General features: G+C 55.8%; 16 protein-coding genes. 7 read left to right on the plus strand and 9 right to left on the minus strand.

The genetic code is table 11. From position 1 onward, the window contains the following. Window positions 1-73: 73 nt before the first annotated feature. The gene (locus tag ACQG19_RS13145) at window positions 74-613 is read right to left on the minus strand and encodes an AAA family ATPase (protein WP_020684771.1); all 540 of its coding nucleotides are present in this window, start codon (window positions 611-613) and stop codon (window positions 74-76) included. A gap of 382 nt (window positions 614-995) precedes the next feature. On the opposite strand from ACQG19_RS13145, the gene ansP reads away from it, so the two are divergent. Next, window positions 996-2,492, plus strand: a complete 1,497-nt coding sequence (ansP, locus tag ACQG19_RS13150) for an L-asparagine permease (RefSeq protein ID WP_020684770.1) — start codon at window positions 996-998, stop codon at window positions 2,490-2,492. 92 nt (window positions 2,493-2,584) lie between these two features. On the opposite strand, the gene ACQG19_RS13155 is transcribed toward ansP, so the two are convergent. Beyond that, on the minus strand, window positions 2,585-3,646 hold the full coding sequence (locus ACQG19_RS13155) for a YncE family protein (protein WP_020689165.1): 1,062 nt from the start codon (window positions 3,644-3,646) through the stop codon (window positions 2,585-2,587). Between the two features lie 244 nt (window positions 3,647-3,890). Here ACQG19_RS13155 and pqqU point away from each other — a divergent pair, with 244 nt between their 5' ends. After that, entirely contained in the window at window positions 3,891-6,005 is a 2,115-nt protein-coding gene (gene pqqU, locus ACQG19_RS13160; protein WP_246931716.1) for a TonB-dependent receptor PqqU, read from the plus strand. Between the two features lie 138 nt (window positions 6,006-6,143). On the opposite strand, the gene ACQG19_RS13165 is transcribed toward pqqU, so the two are convergent. The 3 genes from ACQG19_RS13165 to ACQG19_RS13175 form a co-directional block, all read right to left on the minus strand. Further along, on the minus strand, window positions 6,144-6,812 hold the full coding sequence (locus ACQG19_RS13165) for a GntR family transcriptional regulator (RefSeq protein WP_246931714.1): 669 nt from the start codon (window positions 6,810-6,812) through the stop codon (window positions 6,144-6,146). A gap of 253 nt (window positions 6,813-7,065) precedes the next feature. Beyond that, window positions 7,066-8,106 (minus strand): NADP-dependent oxidoreductase, encoded by a 1,041-nt coding sequence (locus ACQG19_RS13170; protein ID WP_246931712.1) that lies wholly within the window; start codon window positions 8,104-8,106, stop codon window positions 7,066-7,068. Between the two features lie 65 nt (window positions 8,107-8,171). Further along, entirely contained in the window at window positions 8,172-8,747 is a 576-nt protein-coding gene (locus ACQG19_RS13175) for a helix-turn-helix domain-containing protein (RefSeq protein WP_013096486.1), read from the minus strand. 150 nt (window positions 8,748-8,897) lie between these two features. Between ACQG19_RS13175 and ACQG19_RS13180 the strand changes: the two genes are divergently transcribed. After that, on the plus strand, window positions 8,898-9,416 hold the full coding sequence (locus tag ACQG19_RS13180) for a GNAT family N-acetyltransferase (protein ID WP_013096485.1): 519 nt from the start codon (window positions 8,898-8,900) through the stop codon (window positions 9,414-9,416). After that, window positions 9,413-9,862, plus strand: coding sequence for a DMT family transporter (locus ACQG19_RS13185; protein ID WP_246931710.1), 450 nt, complete (start codon window positions 9,413-9,415; stop codon window positions 9,860-9,862). The genes ACQG19_RS13180 and ACQG19_RS13185 overlap by 4 nt, the downstream gene beginning before the upstream one ends. A 3-nt stretch (window positions 9,863-9,865) precedes the next feature. On the opposite strand, the gene ACQG19_RS13190 is transcribed toward ACQG19_RS13185, so the two are convergent. Both ACQG19_RS13190 and ACQG19_RS13195 read right to left on the minus strand, forming a co-directional pair. After that, a complete protein-coding gene (locus ACQG19_RS13190) occupies window positions 9,866-10,099 on the minus strand; it encodes a YdcY family protein (RefSeq protein WP_013096483.1) in 234 nt (77 codons plus the stop codon). Between the two features lie 51 nt (window positions 10,100-10,150). Beyond that, entirely contained in the window at window positions 10,151-11,749 is a 1,599-nt protein-coding gene (locus ACQG19_RS13195; RefSeq protein WP_246931708.1) for an ABC transporter substrate-binding protein, read from the minus strand. Between the two features lie 283 nt (window positions 11,750-12,032). Here ACQG19_RS13195 and ACQG19_RS13200 point away from each other — a divergent pair, with 283 nt between their 5' ends. From ACQG19_RS13200 to ACQG19_RS13210, 3 genes are read left to right on the plus strand one after another with little or no spacing between them, the layout of a single operon-like run. Then, the gene (locus ACQG19_RS13200) at window positions 12,033-13,379 is read left to right on the plus strand and encodes an SrfA family protein (protein WP_246931706.1); all 1,347 of its coding nucleotides are present in this window, start codon (window positions 12,033-12,035) and stop codon (window positions 13,377-13,379) included. A 4-nt stretch (window positions 13,380-13,383) separates the two neighbouring features. Continuing rightward, on the plus strand, window positions 13,384-16,365 hold the full coding sequence (locus ACQG19_RS13205) for a virulence factor SrfB (protein WP_246931702.1): 2,982 nt from the start codon (window positions 13,384-13,386) through the stop codon (window positions 16,363-16,365). Beyond that, window positions 16,362-18,536 carry a virulence factor SrfC family protein gene (locus ACQG19_RS13210; protein ID WP_246931700.1) on the plus strand — a complete coding sequence of 725 codons (2,175 nt, stop codon included), beginning with the start codon at window positions 16,362-16,364 and terminating at the stop codon, window positions 18,534-18,536. Before ACQG19_RS13205 ends, ACQG19_RS13210 begins: the two co-directional genes overlap by 4 nt. Before the next feature lie 56 nt (window positions 18,537-18,592). Here the strand turns inward: ACQG19_RS13210 and ACQG19_RS13215 are convergent, their stop codons facing one another. Further along, entirely contained in the window at window positions 18,593-19,348 is a 756-nt protein-coding gene (locus tag ACQG19_RS13215; protein ID WP_219248256.1) for an alpha/beta fold hydrolase, read from the minus strand. Between the two features lie 86 nt (window positions 19,349-19,434). Continuing rightward, entirely contained in the window at window positions 19,435-19,608 is a 174-nt protein-coding gene (locus ACQG19_RS13220; RefSeq protein ID WP_013096478.1) for a GhoT/OrtT family toxin, read from the minus strand. Window positions 19,609-19,837: the final 229 nt, after the last annotated feature.

The raw sequence follows: 19,837 nt of genomic DNA on the forward strand, positions 1-19,837 counted from the left end.
AAAGGCGTATTTCACCGCTGAGAAACAATTAATTTACATTTGGTTTGCCGGAAATCAGATATATAAAACCCTGTTAAGAATAAGACTTTAGGGAGGAAATCAGCGTTTCTGCCTGAGCGCGGCGGGTAATACGGATAAAGCGTATGTGTGCGTAGTCCGGGTTTTGCATATCGACCTGATAACGCCTGCGGTTGTTGCGCCAGGTTTTAATCGTCCAGATGATAATGGACTCTCTGCTGAGGAAGGCGCGCCGGAAACTCTCTTTATTGCCCGTTCCCGGCCAGAGTTCGTGTTGATGCCAGGCCCGCTTGATCGCCCGGATAACGGCCTGATACAGCGTACGGACAAATCCATAGTCCACCCAGACGACCAGATCCACATTGCGCCATTTAACAGGGCGCGTGCGGTTATAGTTGCCATCGAGCACCCAGTTTTGAGAAGCGCTTAATGCATGCTCCAGTTTTTCCAGAAACGCATCATCTGCTGTGCCCTGCCAGTTCGGGCGCCAGTAAAGCCTGTCCATCTCAATATAAGGAATAGCCAGCTCATCAGCGATCCGTCTTGCCAGCGTGGTTTTTCCACTTCCGCTGGTGCCGATTACATTAATTTTCACCGTTAGCCTCGTTCTGGCAGAATAAAAACCAAACCGATCATAGCGTTTACCTTCCGCTAGTTCCACTGAGCAACTGATAAGCACCACTGATGTTTAAATCATCAATCCGCGAATCTTTTGTCTAAAAACTCACCACGATTCAGCGCGTTGTGATCCCCGTCTGCTCTGACCACACGATTTCCTTCGACGTGCATCACTTTCGGCACGGTTATATTTTGCGTCGCTTATCAATTGCAGGTAGGATGCCTCGCCATGTTTCGCCTTATCCATACGCAGAATGACTGGGAAGGCGACATGTGTTTGCGCAGAAGCAATCGTTTGTATGCTCTCTGCCAGGCAGGACTATCACGATAATGGTTCAGACAGGCAAACAGGTAACTCAATGAAAACAAGCAATAAAAGCGCAGCCGATCATCATGCTGCTAAACGTCGCTGGTTAAACTCCCATGAAGAGGGCTACCACAAAGCGATGGGCAACCGTCAGGTTCAAATGATCGCCATCGGCGGCGCTATCGGTACAGGTCTGTTTTTAGGTGCTGGTGCACGTCTGCAGATGGCTGGCCCGGCTCTCGCCCTCGTCTATCTGGTGTGCGGGATCTTCTCCTTCTTCATTCTTCGCGCGCTGGGCGAACTGGTACTGCATCGCCCTTCCAGCGGCAGCTTTGTCTCTTACGCCCGCGAATTTCTCGGTGAAAAAGCCGCCTATGTCGCTGGCTGGATGTACTTCGTTAACTGGGCGATGACCGGTATCGTCGATATCACTGCCGTTGCGCTGTATATGCACTACTGGGGCGCGTTTGGCGATATCCCGCAGTGGGTCTTTGCGCTTGGCGCCCTGGCGATTGTCGGCACTATGAATATGATCGGCGTGAAGTGGTTCGCCGAGATGGAGTTCTGGTTTGCACTGGTAAAAGTGCTGGCGATTGTGATTTTCCTGGTCGTCGGTACCGTCTTCCTCGGCAGCGGTAAGCCGCTGGACGGCAATGCAACCGGCTTCCATCTGATAACCGATAACGGCGGCTTCTTCCCGCACGGTCTGCTGCCGGCACTGGTTCTGGTGCAGGGCGTGGTGTTCGCCTTTGCCTCTATCGAACTGGTGGGTACGGCGGCAGGCGAATGTAAAGACCCGCAGACCATGGTGCCAAAAGCCATTAACAGCGTGATCTGGCGTATCGGTCTGTTCTATGTGGGTTCTGTGGTGCTGTTGGTTCTGCTGCTGCCATGGAACGCCTACCAGGCGGGTCAGAGCCCGTTTGTGACCTTCTTCTCTAAGCTCGGCGTGCCATACGTGGGCAGTATCATGAACATCGTGGTGCTGACCGCGGCGCTCTCCAGCCTCAACTCTGGCCTCTATTCTACCGGCCGTATTCTGCGCTCCATGTCGATGGGCGGCTCTGCGCCGAAGTTTATGTCGAAGATGAGCAAGCAGCAGGTACCATATGCCGGTATCCTGGCGACGCTGGTGGTCTACGTGTTTGGCGTGTTCCTGAACTACCTGGTGCCGTCCCGCGTGTTCGAGATCGTGCTGAACGTGGCCGCACTGGGGATTATCGCCTCCTGGGCCTTTATCGTGGTCTGCCAGATGCGTCTGCGCAAAGCCATTAAAGAGGGCAAAGCGGCTGACGTGAGCTTCAAGATGCCGGGTGCTCCGGTGACCTCATGGCTCACCCTGCTGTTCCTGTTCAGCGTGCTGGTACTGATGGCGTTCGACTACCCGAACGGCACCTATACCATCGCCACCATTCCGCTGCTGGCCGTTCTGCTGATTGCCGGCTGGTTTGGCGTGCGTAAGCGCGTGCATGAAATCCACAGCACCGCGCCGGTTCATCATGACGATGAAAAACACGACGGCCCGCTGGTGGAAGAGACCTCGCGTTAATAAAAAAGCCGGGTGGCGGCTTCGCCTTACCCGGCCTACATTTCAGGGTTTTGTAGGCCCGGTAAGCGCAGCGCCACCGGGCAAAGCCCGCATTAGAGCGCGATACGTACCACATCGTCAGGCTGGGTCGCTTCCTGCTGACGGGTGGATTTCTGTTTCACCGTCACGTACAGCGTTTTGCCATCGGCAGAGAGCGCCAGGCTGTTTGGATAGACCGGCGTGTCGAAGGTTTTCGTCACTTTGTAGGTTTTGGTGTCAATCACGCTCACCTTTCCGGCTTCACGATGCGTCACGTACGCTTCGTTGCGCGTCGGGTTAAAGAGCACCGCCAGCGACTCTGGCGTCGCAATCTTCTCAATCACGCTGCCATCTTTCAGGCTCACCACCAGCACTTCCGGCTGTTTTGAATCGGTCAGGAAGGCACGCTGCCCGGCCGTATCCAGACTCAGGTTCAGATAGAAGTGCTCTTTGCCATCATCCTGCACCTTTTTGCGGCTGATGATTTTGTTGCTGGCGGTATCAATTGTCACCAGTTCGCCATCGGCGTTGGTGGTATAGAGTCGTTTCGCCTGCGCATCCAGCGCCAGGCCGGTGCCGTAAGTACCGGTATTGGCAATGGTATCCTTCAGCTTCAGCGTTGTGCCATCCACCACCCAGATCACGCTCTCTTTACCGACCCCGGTGATGTACACGGTGTGGGTGGCATCATCCGCCACCAGCTGGCGTGGCTGCAGCGGTTTGACCGTGTCACTGCGTTTGCGGTCGTCCAGAACCAGGCGCCCTTTCACCTCGCCCGTTTTGGCATCAATGGCGGTTACGGCGCCATTGATGGTGTTACCCAACCACAGCGTCTGGGAGGCCGAATCCAGGGTGGCGCCAAACGGTTTAAGATCGTTATGAATAACCTGCGTCACGTCCAGTGTGACCGGATCGAGGCGATACACAATTCCGCCTTTATCCATTTTACGGCTTTGTGATGTCGCAACCCACAGCGCATTCTCCTGCTGGCTCACGGCCATTTCATACGCGCCTTTGCCTACCGCTTTGCGCAACATCTCTTCGCCAGCATGCACCTGGAAGGTACCGGCAAGCAGTAAAGCGCTACACAACAGAGAACGACGCAGACGCGGCGAGCACAGATGACGTAAAGACATAACAATTCCTTTTTCACAAGAGGGGGTGTACTGCTGACATCACTTCCGGTCGGCAACGTCATGGCATTGCCGTTTTGTTAATGAGAATAGTAATCATTAATCAGCAAAATGTGGAGTTTTTCTTTTCCGTTTCGCCTTTCCTTAACGCAATGTGCGGTTATAGTTTTCAAAGCATTTACAAAAGTTTTAACATATATGCACATGTTCCATTTGGTACGTTTCTTATCCTTAACCGGTTTATTTCATGAAAATCATTTCTGCCCATAGGGCTACGCTTCCACTGCTGCTGGCTCCTGTTATCTTTTCGCCCCTCACCGCGATGGGCGCGGATGAACAGACCTTGATCGTCAGCGCCACCCCACAAACGGTATCGGAGCTTGATACCCCGGCGGCGGTCAGCGTCGTGAACGGCGATGATATGCGTCACGCCGCGCCACGCATTAACCTCTCGGAATCGCTTGGTAGCGTCCCGGGCCTGCAAATTCAGAACCGCCAGAACTACGCCCAGGATCTGCAGCTGTCGATGCGTGGCTTTGGTGCCCGCTCCACCTTCGGGGTGCGCGGTATTCGAATGTACGTGGATGGGATCCCGGCGACCATGCCAGACGGCCAGGGCCAGACCTCTAACATCGATCTCTCCAGCGTTGAGAGCGTGGAAGTGCTGCGCGGCCCCTTCTCTGCCCTGTATGGCAACGCCTCCGGCGGCGTGATCAACATCAACACCCAGACCGGTCAACAGCCGCCGACCATTGAGGCCAGCAGCTATTACGGCAGTTACGGTACCTGGCGCTACGGGATGAAAGCCACCGGCGCGATGGGCGACGGCACACACGCGGGCGATGTGGATTACACCGTATCCACCACCCGCTTCACCACCAAAGGCTACCGCGATCACAGCGGTGCGCGGAAGAATCTCGCCAATGCCAAACTGGGCGTGCGGATTGACGATGCCAGCAAGCTGACGCTGATCTTGAACAGCGTGGACATGAAAGCCAACGATCCGGGTGGACTGAATTACCAGGAGTGGCAGGATAACCCGCGCCAGTCTCCGCGTGGCGATCAGTACAACACGCGCAAAACCATCAAGCAGACCCAGGCCGGGCTGCGCTATGACCGCCAGCTCAGCGCGCAGGACGATCTCAGCGTCATGATGTACGCCGGCGAGCGTGAAATGACCCAGTACCAGTCGATCCCTTATCAGCCACAGCTGCGCCCCTCCCACTCTGGCGGTGTGATTGATATGCAACGTCACTATCAGGGCATCGATACACGCTGGACGCACCGCGGCGAACTGCTGGTGCCGGTGACCTTTACCACCGGCCTGAACTACGAAAACATGAGCGAAGATCGTCGCGGGTATGAGAACTTCGTGATGAACAACGGCGTACCGGAGTACGGCGTAAAAGGCGACAAGCGCCGCAACGAACGTAACCTGATGTGGAACGTCGATCCTTACCTGCAAACCCGCTGGCAGTTAACCCAGAAACTCTCTGTGGATGCCGGGGTGCGTTACAGCTCCGTCTGGTTTGATTCCAACGATCATTACGTTACGCCAGGCAACGGTGACGACAGCGGCGACGCGAGCTATCACAAGTGGCTCCCGGCCGGGGCGGTGAAGTATGCCGTGACCGACGCGTGGAACCTTTACGCTGCGGCAGGTCGTGGATTTGAAACCCCCACCATCAATGAACTCTCCTACCGCGCGGATAACCAGGGTGGGCTGAACATTGGCCTGAAACCGTCCACCAACAATACTTATGAAGTGGGTAGCAAAACCCGCATCGGCAATGGCCTGCTGACCGCGGCCCTGTTCCGCACCGACACCGACGATGAAATTGTGGTGGATGCCAGCTCTGGCGGACGTACCAGCTACAAAAACGCCGGTAAAACCCGTCGTCAGGGGGTGGAAGTTTCACTCGATCAGCAGTTTGCTGAAAACTGGAAGCTGAAAATGGCATGGACATATCTGGACGCCACCTACCGCACCAACGTCTGCGGTGATGACAACTGTAACGGCAACCGGATGCCGGGTATTGCCCGCAATATGGGCTTTGCCTCGTTTGGCTGGCAGCCTGAGGAAGGCTGGTATGCGGGTACCGACGTGCGTTACATGAGCGATATCATGGCCGACGACGAAAACACGGCAAAGGCTCCGTCTTACACGGTGGTCGGTCTGAATACCGGGTATAAGTTCAACTATGGCAACTGGGGCCTGGATCTCTTTGGTCGCGTTGATAACCTGTTCGACAAAACGTATGCCGGCTCGGTGATTGTCAACGAATCCAACGGACGTTATTACGAACCTGCTCCGGGTCGTAACTACGGCGTTGGCCTGTCGGTTGCTTATCGTTTCGAGTAGGACTAAAACAGGCATTTTATTGCCTGTTTTTCTCTTTCGTAATCTTAAATATCGTTCCTGATGGCGTAGAGCCATCAGGACTTATTCATGGAGTGAATGTTTTACGACGGAAATATAGATTGGCTACTAAATAATTCCTCAGCTAAAATATTGACGCTGTAAAAGTGAATTAGCTTCATCAATCAGTTTATCCAACGCTTTCTGGCTGGCTTCAACATCCCCTCTTTCCAGTGCCGCAAGTAACTCCTCGTTGTGATACGCCGACGCTTTGATGTCGTTGAGCTCCTGATGCAGATAGTTAATACAGGGCCCGATGCGTATCCATAGCTGCTCAATTAATGCGCTGAGCGTTGGCATCTCCGCATACTGATAAAGGGTGAACCGAAACACGCGATTCGCGTGCAGCGCCTGCTGAACATTGCCGTTGCGCATCGCCTCATGAAAGGCATCCGACATTTTGCGCAACGTCTCAAGCTTAGCTGGCGTCATATGCTGACAGGCGGCCGCTACCGCCATTGGTTCCAGTTGTTTCCTGATAGCGGTGATCTCGTTATAGCGTTCCAGCGTGACCTCTGGCACCAGAAACGCCTGCGCCGGTGTGGCCTGCAGCGCCCCTGAGGAGACCAGACGCAAAAGTGCCTCACGAACCGGTGTGATACTGGTTCCTAATTTATCGGCAATCTCTTTGGTAATCAGTCGAGCGCCAGGTTTCAACGAGCCTGTAATTAATGCCCCTTTCAAACTGATTTCAACTTGCATAGTAAGACTGATTCTTTGCGCTTTCTCTAAATGATCCAAATCAAGCATGTTCAATTCCTGTAGCTAAAACTTAATGCTATTTATTAACGTCAGTTTAAATAAACGACGTTGGTCCGATATATCCTGTATCGTCATGCCTGGTGGTGGGAAATGCGTATAAACATCAAAAAGTACAAACACGGTTTTTTATCGCTCTTTGGCTCATCCGCAAGGAAGGCACGAAAGCTGTGTAGGTTTAATTAAAGACAATATATCGTATCTTCACAAATAAATATGGCGGGTTACCCCGCCATAATCTTGTTTATTTATTGTCTGCCGCGACGCGAATCACGACTTTGCCAAAGTTTTTGCCTTCCAGAAGGCCAATCAGCGCATCCGGTGCGTTTTCCAGCCCGTCGGTCACCTGTTCACGATAGTGGATTTTACCCTCCTGCACCCAGCGCCCCATCTCTTCCTGGAACTCTTTGATGCAGTGTCCGTAATCCTGGCCGATGATAAAACCCTGCATACGAATGCGTTTTTTCAGGATGGTGCCCATTAACAGCGGCAAACGATCCGGCCCCTCAGGCAGACCGGTGGCATTGTAGCCGCTCACCAGACCACATACCGGCACCCGCGCGGAGGTATTAAGCAGCGGGAGCACGGCGTCAAAGACCTTACCGCCAACGTTTTCATAATAGACATCAATACCGTTCGGGCAGGCGTTCTGAAGCTGCGTGGCAAAATCATCGGCATGATGATCCAGACACTGGTCAAAGCCCAGCACCTCAACGGCATGGCGGCATTTTTCTGCGCCTCCGGCCACACCGATGACCCGGCAGCCTTTGATTTTACCAATTTGCCCAACCGTCGCACCTACAGGCCCCGTTGCCGCGGCAACCACCAGAGTCTCACCCGCTTTGGGTTGCCCGATATCCAGCAGCCCCATATAGGCGGTAAAGCCCGGCATTCCCAGAACGCCCAGCGCCCAGGAAGGATGGGAGGGATTTTCGCCCAGTTTGACCAGACCACTGCCGTCAGAGAGGTCGTACTCCTGCCAGCCGCTGTATCCCAGCACCCATTCCCCTGCTTTAAAATCCGGATGACTTGACTGCTCAACGCGGCTGACCGTTCCGCCGACCATCACCGCACCAATTTCAACCGGCGGTGAATAGGATGGCGCATCGCTCATGCGGCCGCGCATGTACGGGTCAAGCGAAAGCCAGATCGTACGCAGCAGAACTTGTCCTGCCGCCGGTACCGGAACCGGCTGCTCTTCGAGACGAAAGTTATCCGCGACCGGCGCGCCGTGTGGACGCGAAGCCAGTACCCAGCGACGATTTTGCGAAACAGATTGATTCATCAGAGACTCCTTATGGTACAGATGTCCATTGATCCTGGCTCATGATCCGCCTGAGCGCCTTAACATTACGAGCCAGACTGGTTAAGACGAACCACCAGATAGACGCAGGGTTCATTGGTTTCGTTAATGAACCGACAGTCATTGGGCGGCCCGAGCTCCAGACAATCCCCGGCCTGCATTTCGTGGCGGGTGTCGCCTTCCTGAAAGACCAGCTCCCCGGACTGCAGCCAGATCAGCTGGCGGGCCAGCGCATAGGACGATGCGGGCATCGGCACATCGCTTCCGGCGGGCAGTTCAACCTGGACAAGATCGATGGGCAGATCGGTGCGCGGTGAAACGTGGCGGCGCAGGTAATGGGTTTGCGGATCGCGCCAGACGGGCTGGTTAGCAAGGCGCAGCAGTTTACCCTCCTGCATCTCCGCTCTTGCTATCAGCGTTGACATGCTGATGCCGAACGCGCCGGATAAGCGCGCAAGCAGCGTTGCCGTCGGGCTGCTGTCGCCGCGCTCAATTTTGTGGATCATGGCGCGCGAGACGCCTGCCCGATCGGCGAGTTCGCTCAGCGACCATCCGCGTGATTCGCGTTCAAGGCGAATTCTTGCGCTAATCCGTTGATTCATCGTGTCTGTTATGGTGTTCATGACGTCATACTATAGTGTATGAACGGTATTTCAATGAGGTTTTAATAACAAAAAAATCGGGCTTATACCGTAGCCATCTGTCCGGGTTGTTGTGTAATATCGTAGCAATAACGTAATAACATAGTAAACAACACATTCAGGGGTTCCATCATGATCGTTCGTCATGCCTGCAAAGAAGACTGCGCCGCTATTGGTGAAATTTACAACCACGCGGTGCTGCACACCGCCGCGATCTGGAACGATACCACGGTCGATACTGATAACCGTATCGCATGGTTTGAGGCCCGCACCCTCGCAGGTTATCCGGTGCTGGTAAGCGAAGAGAATGGCATCATCACTGGCTATGCCTCCTTCGGCGACTGGCGCGCCTTTGACGGTTTTCGTCATACAGTAGAGCACTCGGTTTACGTCCACCCGGATCACCAGGGCAAAGGCATTGGCCGTATGCTGATGAAGGCGTTGATTATTGAAGCCCGTGACATCGGCAAGCATGTGATGGTGGCGGGGATTGAAGCGCAGAACCACGCCTCCATCCATCTTCATCAGACGCTTGGCTTTGTTACAACGGGTCAGATGCCGCAGGTGGGCACCAAATTTGGCCGCTGGCTGGACTTAACCTTTATGCAGCTGCAGCTTGATGAGCGCAGCGATCCGGATGCGATTAAATGAACCAATCACTGACGCTGGCTTTTCTGGTGGCGGCGGGCATTGGCCTGGTGGTGCAAAATACCCTGATGGTGCGCATCACCCAGTCCTCCTCCACCATACTCATTGCGATGCTGCTGAACTCGCTGGTCGGCATTGTGTTGTTTGTCAGCATTCTGCTGTTTAAACAAGGGGTCGCGGGGTTTAGTGAGCTGGCATCCACGGTGCGCTGGTGGACGTTGATCCCCGGGTTGCTGGGTTCATTTTTTGTTTTTGCCAGCATCAGCGGTTACCAGAATGTTGGCGCGGCGACAACCATCGCCGTGCTGGTGGCAAGCCAGCTCATCGGCGGGCTGATAATGGACGTGCTAAAAAGCCATGGCATCCCGCTGCGGGCGCTGATCGGCCCGGTGTTCGGTGCAGTAATGCTGGTGGTGGGCGCGTGGCTGGTGGCCCGACGCCAGTTTTGAACATTACAGAATAACGCCGCCTTTGGTGAGCTGCTCCTGGCGCGCCTCCATCTCTTCTTTATGTTGCTTACCGTGGTGCGAAATCGCGGTACGCAGGCGCTGCTGCTGGGTATAGCGTTCTTCGCGGCTCAGCTCAGCATCATCGCTCAGTTCAATCAGCAGTTCGTTCATATGCGCAATGACGCTTTCGTCAATCGCGGCATCCACACGGGCGATAACTTCGTTTAAATGTGACATTGTCACTCCTTTTCCGTTGCCGGGTGGCGGCTGCGCTTACCGGGCACACAATCAGTTCAGCTTCGCTTTTGAGAAATCACTGCCCATCAGGCTCACGCTGTAACCCGTGACGTTGCTGCGGGTTGCATAGAACGTTTTGCCGTTTGCCAGCGCAATCCACGGCGCCTGCTGATAGAAAATCTCCTGCGCCTGGCTATACAGCTTCGCACGATCGTCCGGGTTGCTGGTCAGTTTGGCTTTCTGCACCAGGGCATCATAATCCTTATTACACCAGCGCGCAGCGTTGGAGCCGGTTTTGATGCTATTGCAGCCCAGCAGCACATCGGCAAAGTTATCCGGGTCGCCGTTATCCGACATCCAGCCGAACAGCGCGGAGTCGTGCTCGCCTTTACGCATTCCGGAAAGATACTCTCCCCACTCGTAAGAGACGATTTTGGCCTTCACGCCCACTTTCGCCCAGTCGCTCTGGATCATCTCGGCAATACGGCGGGAGTTCGGGTTGTACGGACGCTGTACCGGCATTGACCACAGCGTGACCTCCACGCCCTTCTCCAGTCCGGCCTGCGTCAGCAGGGCTTTCGCTTTTTCCGGGTCGTAGCTGTAATCCTTCAGATCTTTATTAAAGCCCATCATATTTGGCGGAATTGGAGATTTCGCGACCGTACCGGAGCCCATAAAGACGGCGTTAACGATGGCCTTTTTGTCGGTGGCGTAGTTCAGCGCCTGGCGCACCAGCACGTTATCAAACGGTTTTTTCTCGGTATTGAACGCCAGATACCCCACGTTCAGCGCATCGACGGAGTGCAGCGTCAGGTCTTTGTTGTTCTTAATGACGTCAAACTGCACCGGAGATGGCGCAGGAATGATCTGGCACTCATTGGTTTGCAGTTTCGCCAGACGGGTCTCCACGTTTGGCGTGATGGAGAAGATCAGGTGTTTGGTCGGGACCGTGCCTTCCCAGTAGTTCGGGTTAGCCACATAGCGGATCAGAGAGTCCACCTTGTACTGCTGGAGTACATAGGGGCCGGTTCCGATTGGCCAGGTGTCGACGTTCTCAGGCGTGCCTTTTTTCAGCATCGCATCCGCATATTCGGCAGACAAAATGGAGGCAAAATCCATGCCCCAGTCGGCCAGGAAAGCGGCGTTCGGTTCACTGAGGGTGAACTGAACATGATAATCATCGACCTTTTTAACGTCCTGGATCAGCTTATCGAGGCCGACGTCGTTAAAGTATTCGTAATTGCCCTGCGACACATTGTGATACGGATGTTTAGGGTCTTTCTGACGCATGACCGAGAAAATAACGTCATCGGCATTAAAGTCGCGCGTAGGTTTGAAATATTTGTTGCTGTTGAACTTCACCCCTTTACGCAGCGTAAAGGTATAGGTCTTGCCGTCCGGTGAAATCGTCCAGGATTCCGCCAGAGACGGAACCGGGGTGTTTTTCACCGGGTCGAAATTGATCAGGCGGTTATAGAGTACCTGAGAGCTGGCGACGAATGACGGGCCTGAGCTGGCAATTTGCGGGTTGAACGACTCGGGGGACGCTTCAGAACAGTAAATAAGGGTGTCGTTGTTTGCCGCCCATGCGGCACCGGCTGGTAAAATAGCGCTCAGCGCAAGGGCGAGCAGTGTTTTCCCTGTAGACATGGTTATAACCCTGACAGTTTTATTATATAGGACAGTAATAACAGCACAGCCGCTATAAGCTGGCAAATAACGAAACACTATCAGGTTATTCTAAAGCCGCGTTTTTCGCTGGTTTTACAGCCAGTGCCGAAAAAGGCGATTTGTCTTAAGTTCCATTATCCGTCAAGCACAACCGTCACGATCTATGCCGCAAGAAATCGGCGCTTTTAGCGTCTCTTCCTCCGTTTGTTTGCTTTCCGGTTTCGTTAAAGTAACGGTGTGAAGAAGTATATGGGATCAAATCGTGGCAAAAACTCTTTTACGCAGCGGTAATCTGGATGATTTTCAGGCCGTTGGCGGCGGCGGACAAGCCGTTTTTGAATCAGCGTTGCAAATACGTGAAGCACTCCGGTTGCGCAAACAGCAGGCCATTGTCGACTGTCTGGCCATTCCGCAGGTCAACGACGGCGGTGACCGCGTGGACTGGTACTCCCCGGTGGAAGGTAGCGTCACCAGCTGGAAAACGGCCACTGAAGATGACCGTTTTCGTGCCCTGCGCTATCTGGAAAATACCCTTGCCAGCGTTGAATCGCTGAGTAAGAAATGCCTCCAGTCGCCTAAAACCGCACAACAGCTTTTTGGCTCCTTGCTGTCGAAAGCCTTCCAGTTCCCGAGCGAAAATTTCCTTTATCTGGTCGACGGTAAACCGGTCATTGCGTTCTGGGGATTTGTAAACCTGAACGAAAATGCACGCGATGACGTACTCGACTGCCTGCGCGAATCGCTGATCCCTGAGCCCGCGCCGGTGGTGATTGAAGATCCTGAACCGGAACCTGAACCGACCCCGGCCGTCACCTTTGAACACGCTGACGAACCTTTGATCGCCCCGGCCACGGTTGTGCGCATTACGCCGGAAGCGCTGTATGAGCCCGAGCCCGCGCCAGCCGTTGCGCCGCCTGTTGAAGAGCCTGCTCCTGCGCCCGTCGTGAAAAAGCGTCGCGTGCCCTTATGGTCGCTGCCGGTTGCCGCTGTGATCGTTGCCGCCATTGCCGCCCCGCTGCTGTGGCCAAAACAGGCCCCTTCGGCAGAGCCCGCGCCAGCCGCCGCCCCGGCACCGCAACCCGTGGCGATTGCCCCAAAACCGATTAAAGCGGTTGAACCACTGGCGATGAACCTGCCGCTGCATCAGGCTGAGGTGGTAGAGAGTAAAGCGAAGGAACCCGATCCCGCTCCGATGTCTGCCCCGGTGGTGATTGCCGCGATCCCGAAAGATGCCATGGTCATGGAGGCCGGTCAGGTCAAAGCGGGCTCGACGCGTTTCCTGAACGGCACCTGGCGCGCCATTCTTGACGTAAAAGATCCGGTGACCGGCAAACCGCCGTCACTGCGCTATCAGATCCAGAACAACAAAGGCTTCGCCCGTGTTGTGTATGGCGATAACGTTGTGTGCCGCGTAGAGGTTTTCTCCGGCCTGCACAGCAATGGCGAGCTGATGATTAAGAGTCGCGGCAATGCACGCTGCACAGACGGTTCCCGCTACCCGATGCCGGAAGTCTCCTGTAAAGCAGGCACCAGCGATGTCGCCGAATGCAATGCCCGTTATGATGCAAAAACCGTCGTTCCACTGACGTTTAAGAAAGCAGGTGCCTGATCCTATGCTGGTAAATCTTTGCGACTATAAACAGAGCGTTACGCTTATTGCCAACAGCGGTGTACAGTTCCTCGATTTCGGCCTGACCCCGCAGGACACCGCCAGCAATGGACGTTTCGTGCGTAAAACCGCGAACGGCCCGCTTTTGCGCCTTGATTTCGACCTGGTTAACGGGCGTTACACCCTGCCCGGCACGGACGGCGGCCAGCCTGAGGTGGTCAAGCCTGAGACAACCATCGCGCTGCATCAGTCCCTGGCCGTGCTGGATGGCGTCTGGCTCCCCGTTCCGTTCCTGCGTTTCAATCCCCCGCGTACCTTTGTTGACGGCCCGGACAACTGGGCGCGCGTTCAGGTCCGCAAGCTGGAGACGCCGGACACCGCAGGCAACACCCATCGCGTCACCCTCGCCCTCGACAGCCAGATTGCGGAGCATGCCACCTCCGCGCTGTCGCCGGTGGAAAACGACATCCTCAACGGGACCCGCTTCGCGCTGGCCTGGCGCGATGCCGAAGTAGAAAATTTCCTCGACCAGACGTGGATAGACGGCTGGCTGCGCGAAGCGTTCACGCAGTACGCCTCGGACGTTGAACACCGTTCAGAACGCGATCTGCAGCAGGCCATGCGCAGCTTTGAGTATCAGGCACACTGGCTGAATGTGCTGACCATGCTTGGTGAACAACTCACCGTGCCGGAAGTCAAATTTGTCACCCATACGCTCAGCACGCCTGCCATTCCGGTCGATTTGATCCTCGACGTGGGCAACACCCATACCTGCGGCGTGATTATTGAAGATCACGGCGACGCCAACGACGGTCTGCGCCAGACGGCCGAGTTGCAGGTGCGCTCTTTAAGCGAGCCGCAGTTCCTCAATGAGCCCCTGTTTACCAGCCGCCTGGAGTTCTCGGAAGCTCGCTTTGGCAAACAGCACTTCTCGGTTGAAAGCGGTCGCGAGGATGCCTTCGTCTGGCCTTCTATTGTCCGGGTTGGCGATGAGGCGCGTAAGCTGGCCATGCAGCGTCTGGGGACCGAAGGTAACAGCGGTATCTCCAGCCCGCGTCGCTACCTGTGGGATGAGACGCCGGTGGTGCAGGACTGGCGTTTCAGCCAGATGAACAGCAAAACCCAACGCGAGCCGCTGGCGACCGCGTTCCCGCTGATGAACCTGATGAATGATGACGGCGAACCGCTGTTTACGCTGCCCCAGGACGAGCGTCTGCCGGTTTTCTCCCCGCAGTACAGCCGCAGCACCCTGATGACCCATATGCTGTGCGAGCTGCTGGCACAGGCGCTGGGCCAGATCAACAGCGTCGCCACGCGCTTGCGTCTGGGCTTCCCGGCGTCTCCGCGCCAGCTGCGCACGCTGATCCTCACACTGCCCTCGGCGATGCCGAAGCAGGAGCGCGAGATCTTCCGTCGCCGCATGTTTGAAGCTATTGCCATCGTCTGGAAAGCGATGGGATGGCATCCGCAGGATGAAGACTTTGCCACCCGCAAGCAGCAGGATAAAAGCGTGGTGCCGGTGCCTGAGATCCAGATGGAGTGGGATGAAGCGAGCTGCGGGCAACTGGTCTGGCTTTACAACGAAGCGATCTCCCGTTTTGGTGGTCAGACGGAAGCCTTCTTCGCCTCCCTCGCCCGCCCGGATCGTGAACCTGAGCCTGGTGTCCAGCCGGGTCGCGCGCTGCGCGTCGCTTCTATCGACATTGGCGGCGGCACCACAGATATGGCGATCACCCACTATCAGCTGGATGACGGCTCCGGGAATAACGTCAAAATCACGCCACAGCTTCTCTTCCGCGAAGGGTTTAAAGTGGCCGGCGACGACACGCTGCTGGACGTTATCCAGCGCTATGTGTTGCCAGCCCTGCAAACGCAGTTGCAGAAGTCCGGCATTGCGGACGCGTCTCTGCTGATGGCGTCGTTGTTCGGTGACTCCGGGCGTATTGATACCCAGGCGGTATTGCGCCAGCAGACCGCACTTCAGCTCTTTATGCCGATCGGTCATGCGATCCTTGCCGCGTGGGAATCCAGCGACATTGACGATCCGCTGGCCGGTTTGCATGCCACCTTTGGCGATCTGCTGCAGCAGAAGCCGACCCGCAACGTGATGAACTACCTGCAGCAGGCAGTCGACCACGCTCTGCCTGCTGGCTCTGAAGCCTTCGACCTGTTTGCCGTGCCGCTGCATGTGAATTTCCGCGAAATGCAGGATGCGATGCTGGCAGGTCAGTTCACCCTGGCCTCTCCGCTCCATGCGGTATGCGAAGCGATCTCTCATTACAGCTGCGATATTTTGCTGATCACCGGTCGTCCGGGGTGCCTGCCGGGCGTGCAGGCGCTGATCCGCCATCTCCAGCCCGTGCCGGTTAATCGCATCGTATGGCTGGATAAATACCAGGTTCATGAGTGGTATCCGTTCAGCCAGCAGGGTCGCATCGGCAACCCGAAATCGACCGCCGCCGTGGGGGCCATGCTCTGCAGCCTGGCGCTCGATTTGCGTCTGCCGCGCTTTAACTTTAAGGCGGCCGATATTGGCGCTTATTCCACCGTGCGCTATCTGGGCGTGCTGGATAACACCGTTAACACGCTGCGTGAGGAGAACGTCTGGTATGAGGATATCGACCTGGATAAACCTGGCGCAAAACTCGACGCCCGCCTGCATTTCCCGCTGCGTGGGAACGTCACGCTTGGCTTCCGCCAGCTGGCGAACGCACGCTGGCCAGCGACGCCGCTGTACACCCTGAGTATCAACTCGGCGGAACTGGCCAAAGCGATTGCTGGCGACGGCGTGCTGAACGTGCGGCTTAAGCTCTGCGGAGGCAGCAAGCACGAAGGCCCGGAATCTTTCGAGCTGAGCGACGCCTGGCTGCAGGATGGAACCCCTGTCCCACCTGACGCCTTAACCTTCAAACTGAATACCCTGGCCGATCGCCGTCATAGCGGTAGCCACTACTGGATCGACAGCGGGAGTGTATACCTGAAATGAGTGCAACGATGACCACCACGCAGGCCTTAATCGGGTGGATTAACGAGACGCGCCTGCACGCCCCGGTGCTGGATAACGATGCCGACGCCCTGCTGGCCCGTATCAATGCGGCGCAGGCGCGGGAGCAGGCCATTGAACAGGCCCTGACCCGGCGGAGCAGCATTGGTCTGTATGGCCACTCCCAAAGCGCCAAAGCGCATCTGTTGCTGTCCCTGTGCGGCAACGGTAACGGGCGGCTGAACGTTATTCCCGGGCAACGCACGTTCGACTACTTCTCACATATCAACCCGGGACATGCCCTGACCAACATGGCACTGCGTTTCACCACTGAAAGCGCGGCAGTGGACGATGAGGCTTTCCCGCTACGTCTGAGCCTGGTCACCGAGGCCGAGCTGGTGCAGCTGTTTATTGCCCGCACCACCTTACACCCGCAGATCCGCGCCGTGGATAAGGCCGTTATCGAGACGCGCCTTGAGAAGTGGCGCGGCCTGCGTCAGCCGCAGGGTGTACCGGGCATAACGGCGCAGGAAGTGGGCGCGATTGCCCGCTTCTGGCAGAGCACGGTACCTGCCGCCAGACAGCAAATTGATGATGTGCTGTGGCATCAGTTTGCGCAACTGGTGCCATCGCTTGACCTCACCACCCGGGCCAGCGTCTGGTCGCTTTTATGGGGTGAGCAACAGGAACTGACCCAGCAGTGGTTAAAGCTCGCCCATGTTCTGCACCAGACCAGCCACGCCAGCGAACTTGCCGCCCCGCTCAGCCTGCTGGTGGATAACTTTGGTCTGCCTGGCGAAGGCTTCCTGACCCATGGCACCTTTACCCTTCCGGACGCTCAGGAGACGCTGCTGCATCCCCTGAACAACGGCGAGATGCTTAATGCTATTAGCCTCCCCGTCGATGTACTGGCATTCCTGACGCGTGAACTGGTACTGCCTGTCGAGAGCAGCGCGCTGGATAACGTCGATATTATTGATATCCCGGTCTTTGCAGACAACAGCGCCGATCCGCTAAGCCAGGCCAAATGTCAGTGGCTGCTGGAACACTATCGCCAGCAGCTGCAGCCAGATGTGCTGGTTATCTGCAATGCGGCCGCGCAGCACGACCAGACGGCAAAAAAAGCAAAGGTACTGATGAACTGGGTCAAAGAGACGCAGCCTGCGGAGGAATCAGCCCTGCCGGGTCTGGTGTGGGCGATTACGCCTCACGACGCGCGTTTTACCACCCGGCAAAACCTCGATGAAGCGGTCCAGCATCTGCTGGGTAAACCGGGCCTGCGCTGGGGCACGCTGCAGGCGCTGGACAGCCACAGCATGCAGCGCGTCATCGAGTGGCTGTCTCAGGCCACGTTACCTGCCCAGCGACAGAAACGTCTCAACACGCTGAAAACGGCGCTGCGCCAGGATCTGTCGGCTTTAATGCACAGCTATCTGGCACCACTGGTTGAGGAGCCTGCAGCAAGACGAACTCAGGCCGAGAACATGGTTCGTACCCTGCAAAGCAGCGCTGCCCGCCACGGCGAATTGCTCGAAGGGCTTCTGCCTCCGCTTAAAGCCTTCGAAACGCTTCTGGCCGTCCAGCAACCGCGCGAGGAGCAGGTCAACGGTCTGTTTACGGATACCATCGATCTGTTTGCCGATAATGCGCAGGAAAGTGCCAGCACGTTCCAGACAAAAGATAAAGCGCGCCTGGCGCATAAAGTGTGGATGAACCATTTGCGCCAGTGGAGTCGCAATGACGCAGCGGCCACACGCCTGGGTCTTGAGCCTGCGGTGTTACAGCAAATTGCCGAGGTTCTGGTGGTCGCCAGCTACCGTCTTAACCTGCCTCAGCAGCTTCAGCGTATTGTCGAAACCGACAAGAGCAGCGCCGCACAGCTGCATGCGGTGATAGGTAATTTCGTTGGCTGGCTGGGTTACGACCAGACGCCTGTTGCTGAACGTCCGGCAAGCCGTATCCGTAAGGGGCAGGCAATCTTTGTTACGCCCGTGGTTAGCAGCGCTGCGCCGCGCCTGACGCAGCTGGGGGAACAACCTGTCCATGCGGCCACCGCATACGTATACGACTGGCTGGTTGCCCTCTATAGCCGGGCAATAGAGAACATTGATTATCAGCACCCGCATGATGTTCAGCCTGACGCACGTCGGGCATTACAGGCTTTAATCATGTAGCAGTCTTTGTTGCCGGGTGGCGCTGCGCTTACCCGGCCAACATTTCGCAACGATAATCACGCCGCCATACACTCCGCTAACGTCTGCGCCAGTGCCGACGGGTTTTCCCACGACATCGAGTGCCCCGCAGCAGGGATGATTTTGACCTCAACGCCCTTCTGCTTCAGGCGCTCCACATCGTCATCCGGCAAAGAGAGCTCGCCGAAAATCAACGTCACCGGGCAAGGCAGCGACAGAAATTGCGTTTCCCAGTCTGGCTCAACGCCCGCCACCAGGCTCGATGCGCCGCGCCAGACAGCATAAGGTGCATTACTTTGGAGGCACCCGGCCCAAGCCGTTTTTTCTGCACAGAGCATGGCCTGATATCCCTGTTCCAGAAACTGCTGTTCCGTTTGTGCGGCAATCGAGCGGCTGAACATCCCACCCCCGGCATGAAAATTGGGTTCCGACACCATCAGCCCTTTAACACGCGATGCCAGCAGCCCCGCCGCTTCAATGGCGATGCTGCCGCCCATGCTGTGACCGTACAGCCAGAAGGCATCGAGCTTGAGATGATCCATCAGTTCAGCCACAACGCGGGCCTGATCGGTAGTTTTGTAGCTGTAGTGCTCAGGCTTATCGCTGTAACCGCTGCCGGGTAAATCGATGAGAATCGTTCTGCCCCCGCCAAACTGAGGGTCACGAACGACGCGGGGATATTCATAGGACGAGGCGCAGCCCAATCCGTGGATGAAGACAACGGGATCGCCGGTGCCGGGCAAATCATGCCAGCGGACGGTGCAACCCGCATGTTGCGAGTAAAAACTGTTCATAAGCACTCCTTTTACGATGCACTGTTTATTTATACAGCTATCGTAGCGGGAATGCCATGTTCATCGTTTAAAAATGGAAGCGTGCTTCAGAAAAGCGAGACCAGCAGCGCAACGGGGAAGCTCATCGGCCAGGTCGACCCTACCAGAAACGCGCTGAGCAGGCGGATGCGTTTACGATCTTTAGACAGGAACCAGGTGATTAATGCGCAGATAGAAGCCATGATTGCGTAAAAAACCAACATCTTTTGATACAACGTCATTCTGTATTCCAGAGCCGAAAAAATAACCGCACGCAATATGCGTCATATGTTGATACAGATCAAGTTTTTTCGTTACACAATAACCACTTAAATATTAAGGCTAATAACAAATGAGTATCTTACATAACAATCAATAAGGTCTGGCAATAACATTCATTAATAAGATGTATTTTAAATGCACATTTTGACAAATTCCCTCTCACGATTAGGAGTCTAATAAAGACAGATA

It is taken from the genome of Enterobacter cloacae complex sp. 277I4 (genome assembly GCF_050031465.1).
In the GTDB taxonomy this organism is placed as follows: Bacteria; Pseudomonadota; Gammaproteobacteria; order Enterobacterales; family Enterobacteriaceae; genus Enterobacter; species Enterobacter cloacae.

Bases quoted from the DNA above. Each gene is read 5' to 3' on its own strand.
- ansP (WP_020684770.1), top strand. From the start codon at position 996: ATGAAAACAAGCAATAAAAGCGCAGCCGATCATCATGCTGCTAAACGT.
- ACQG19_RS13155 (WP_020689165.1), bottom strand. From the start codon at position 3,646: ATGTCTTTACGTCATCTGTGCTCGCCGCGTCTGCGTCGTTCTCTGTTG.
- pqqU (WP_246931716.1), top strand. From the start codon at position 3,891: ATGAAAATCATTTCTGCCCATAGGGCTACGCTTCCACTGCTGCTGGCT.
- ACQG19_RS13165 (WP_246931714.1), bottom strand. From the start codon at position 6,812: ATGCTTGATTTGGATCATTTAGAGAAAGCGCAAAGAATCAGTCTTACT.
- ACQG19_RS13170 (WP_246931712.1), bottom strand. From the start codon at position 8,106: ATGAATCAATCTGTTTCGCAAAATCGTCGCTGGGTACTGGCTTCGCGT.
- ACQG19_RS13175 (WP_013096486.1), bottom strand. From the start codon at position 8,747: ATGAACACCATAACAGACACGATGAATCAACGGATTAGCGCAAGAATT.
- ACQG19_RS13180 (WP_013096485.1), top strand. From the start codon at position 8,898: ATGATCGTTCGTCATGCCTGCAAAGAAGACTGCGCCGCTATTGGTGAA.
- ACQG19_RS13185 (WP_246931710.1), top strand. From the start codon at position 9,413: ATGAACCAATCACTGACGCTGGCTTTTCTGGTGGCGGCGGGCATTGGC.
- ACQG19_RS13190 (WP_013096483.1), bottom strand. From the start codon at position 10,099: ATGTCACATTTAAACGAAGTTATCGCCCGTGTGGATGCCGCGATTGAC.
- ACQG19_RS13195 (WP_246931708.1), bottom strand. From the start codon at position 11,749: ATGTCTACAGGGAAAACACTGCTCGCCCTTGCGCTGAGCGCTATTTTA.
- ACQG19_RS13205 (WP_246931702.1), top strand. From the start codon at position 13,384: ATGCTGGTAAATCTTTGCGACTATAAACAGAGCGTTACGCTTATTGCC.
- ACQG19_RS13210 (WP_246931700.1), top strand. From the start codon at position 16,362: ATGAGTGCAACGATGACCACCACGCAGGCCTTAATCGGGTGGATTAAC.
- ACQG19_RS13215 (WP_219248256.1), bottom strand. From the start codon at position 19,348: ATGAACAGTTTTTACTCGCAACATGCGGGTTGCACCGTCCGCTGGCAT.
- ACQG19_RS13220 (WP_013096478.1), bottom strand. From the start codon at position 19,608: ATGACGTTGTATCAAAAGATGTTGGTTTTTTACGCAATCATGGCTTCT.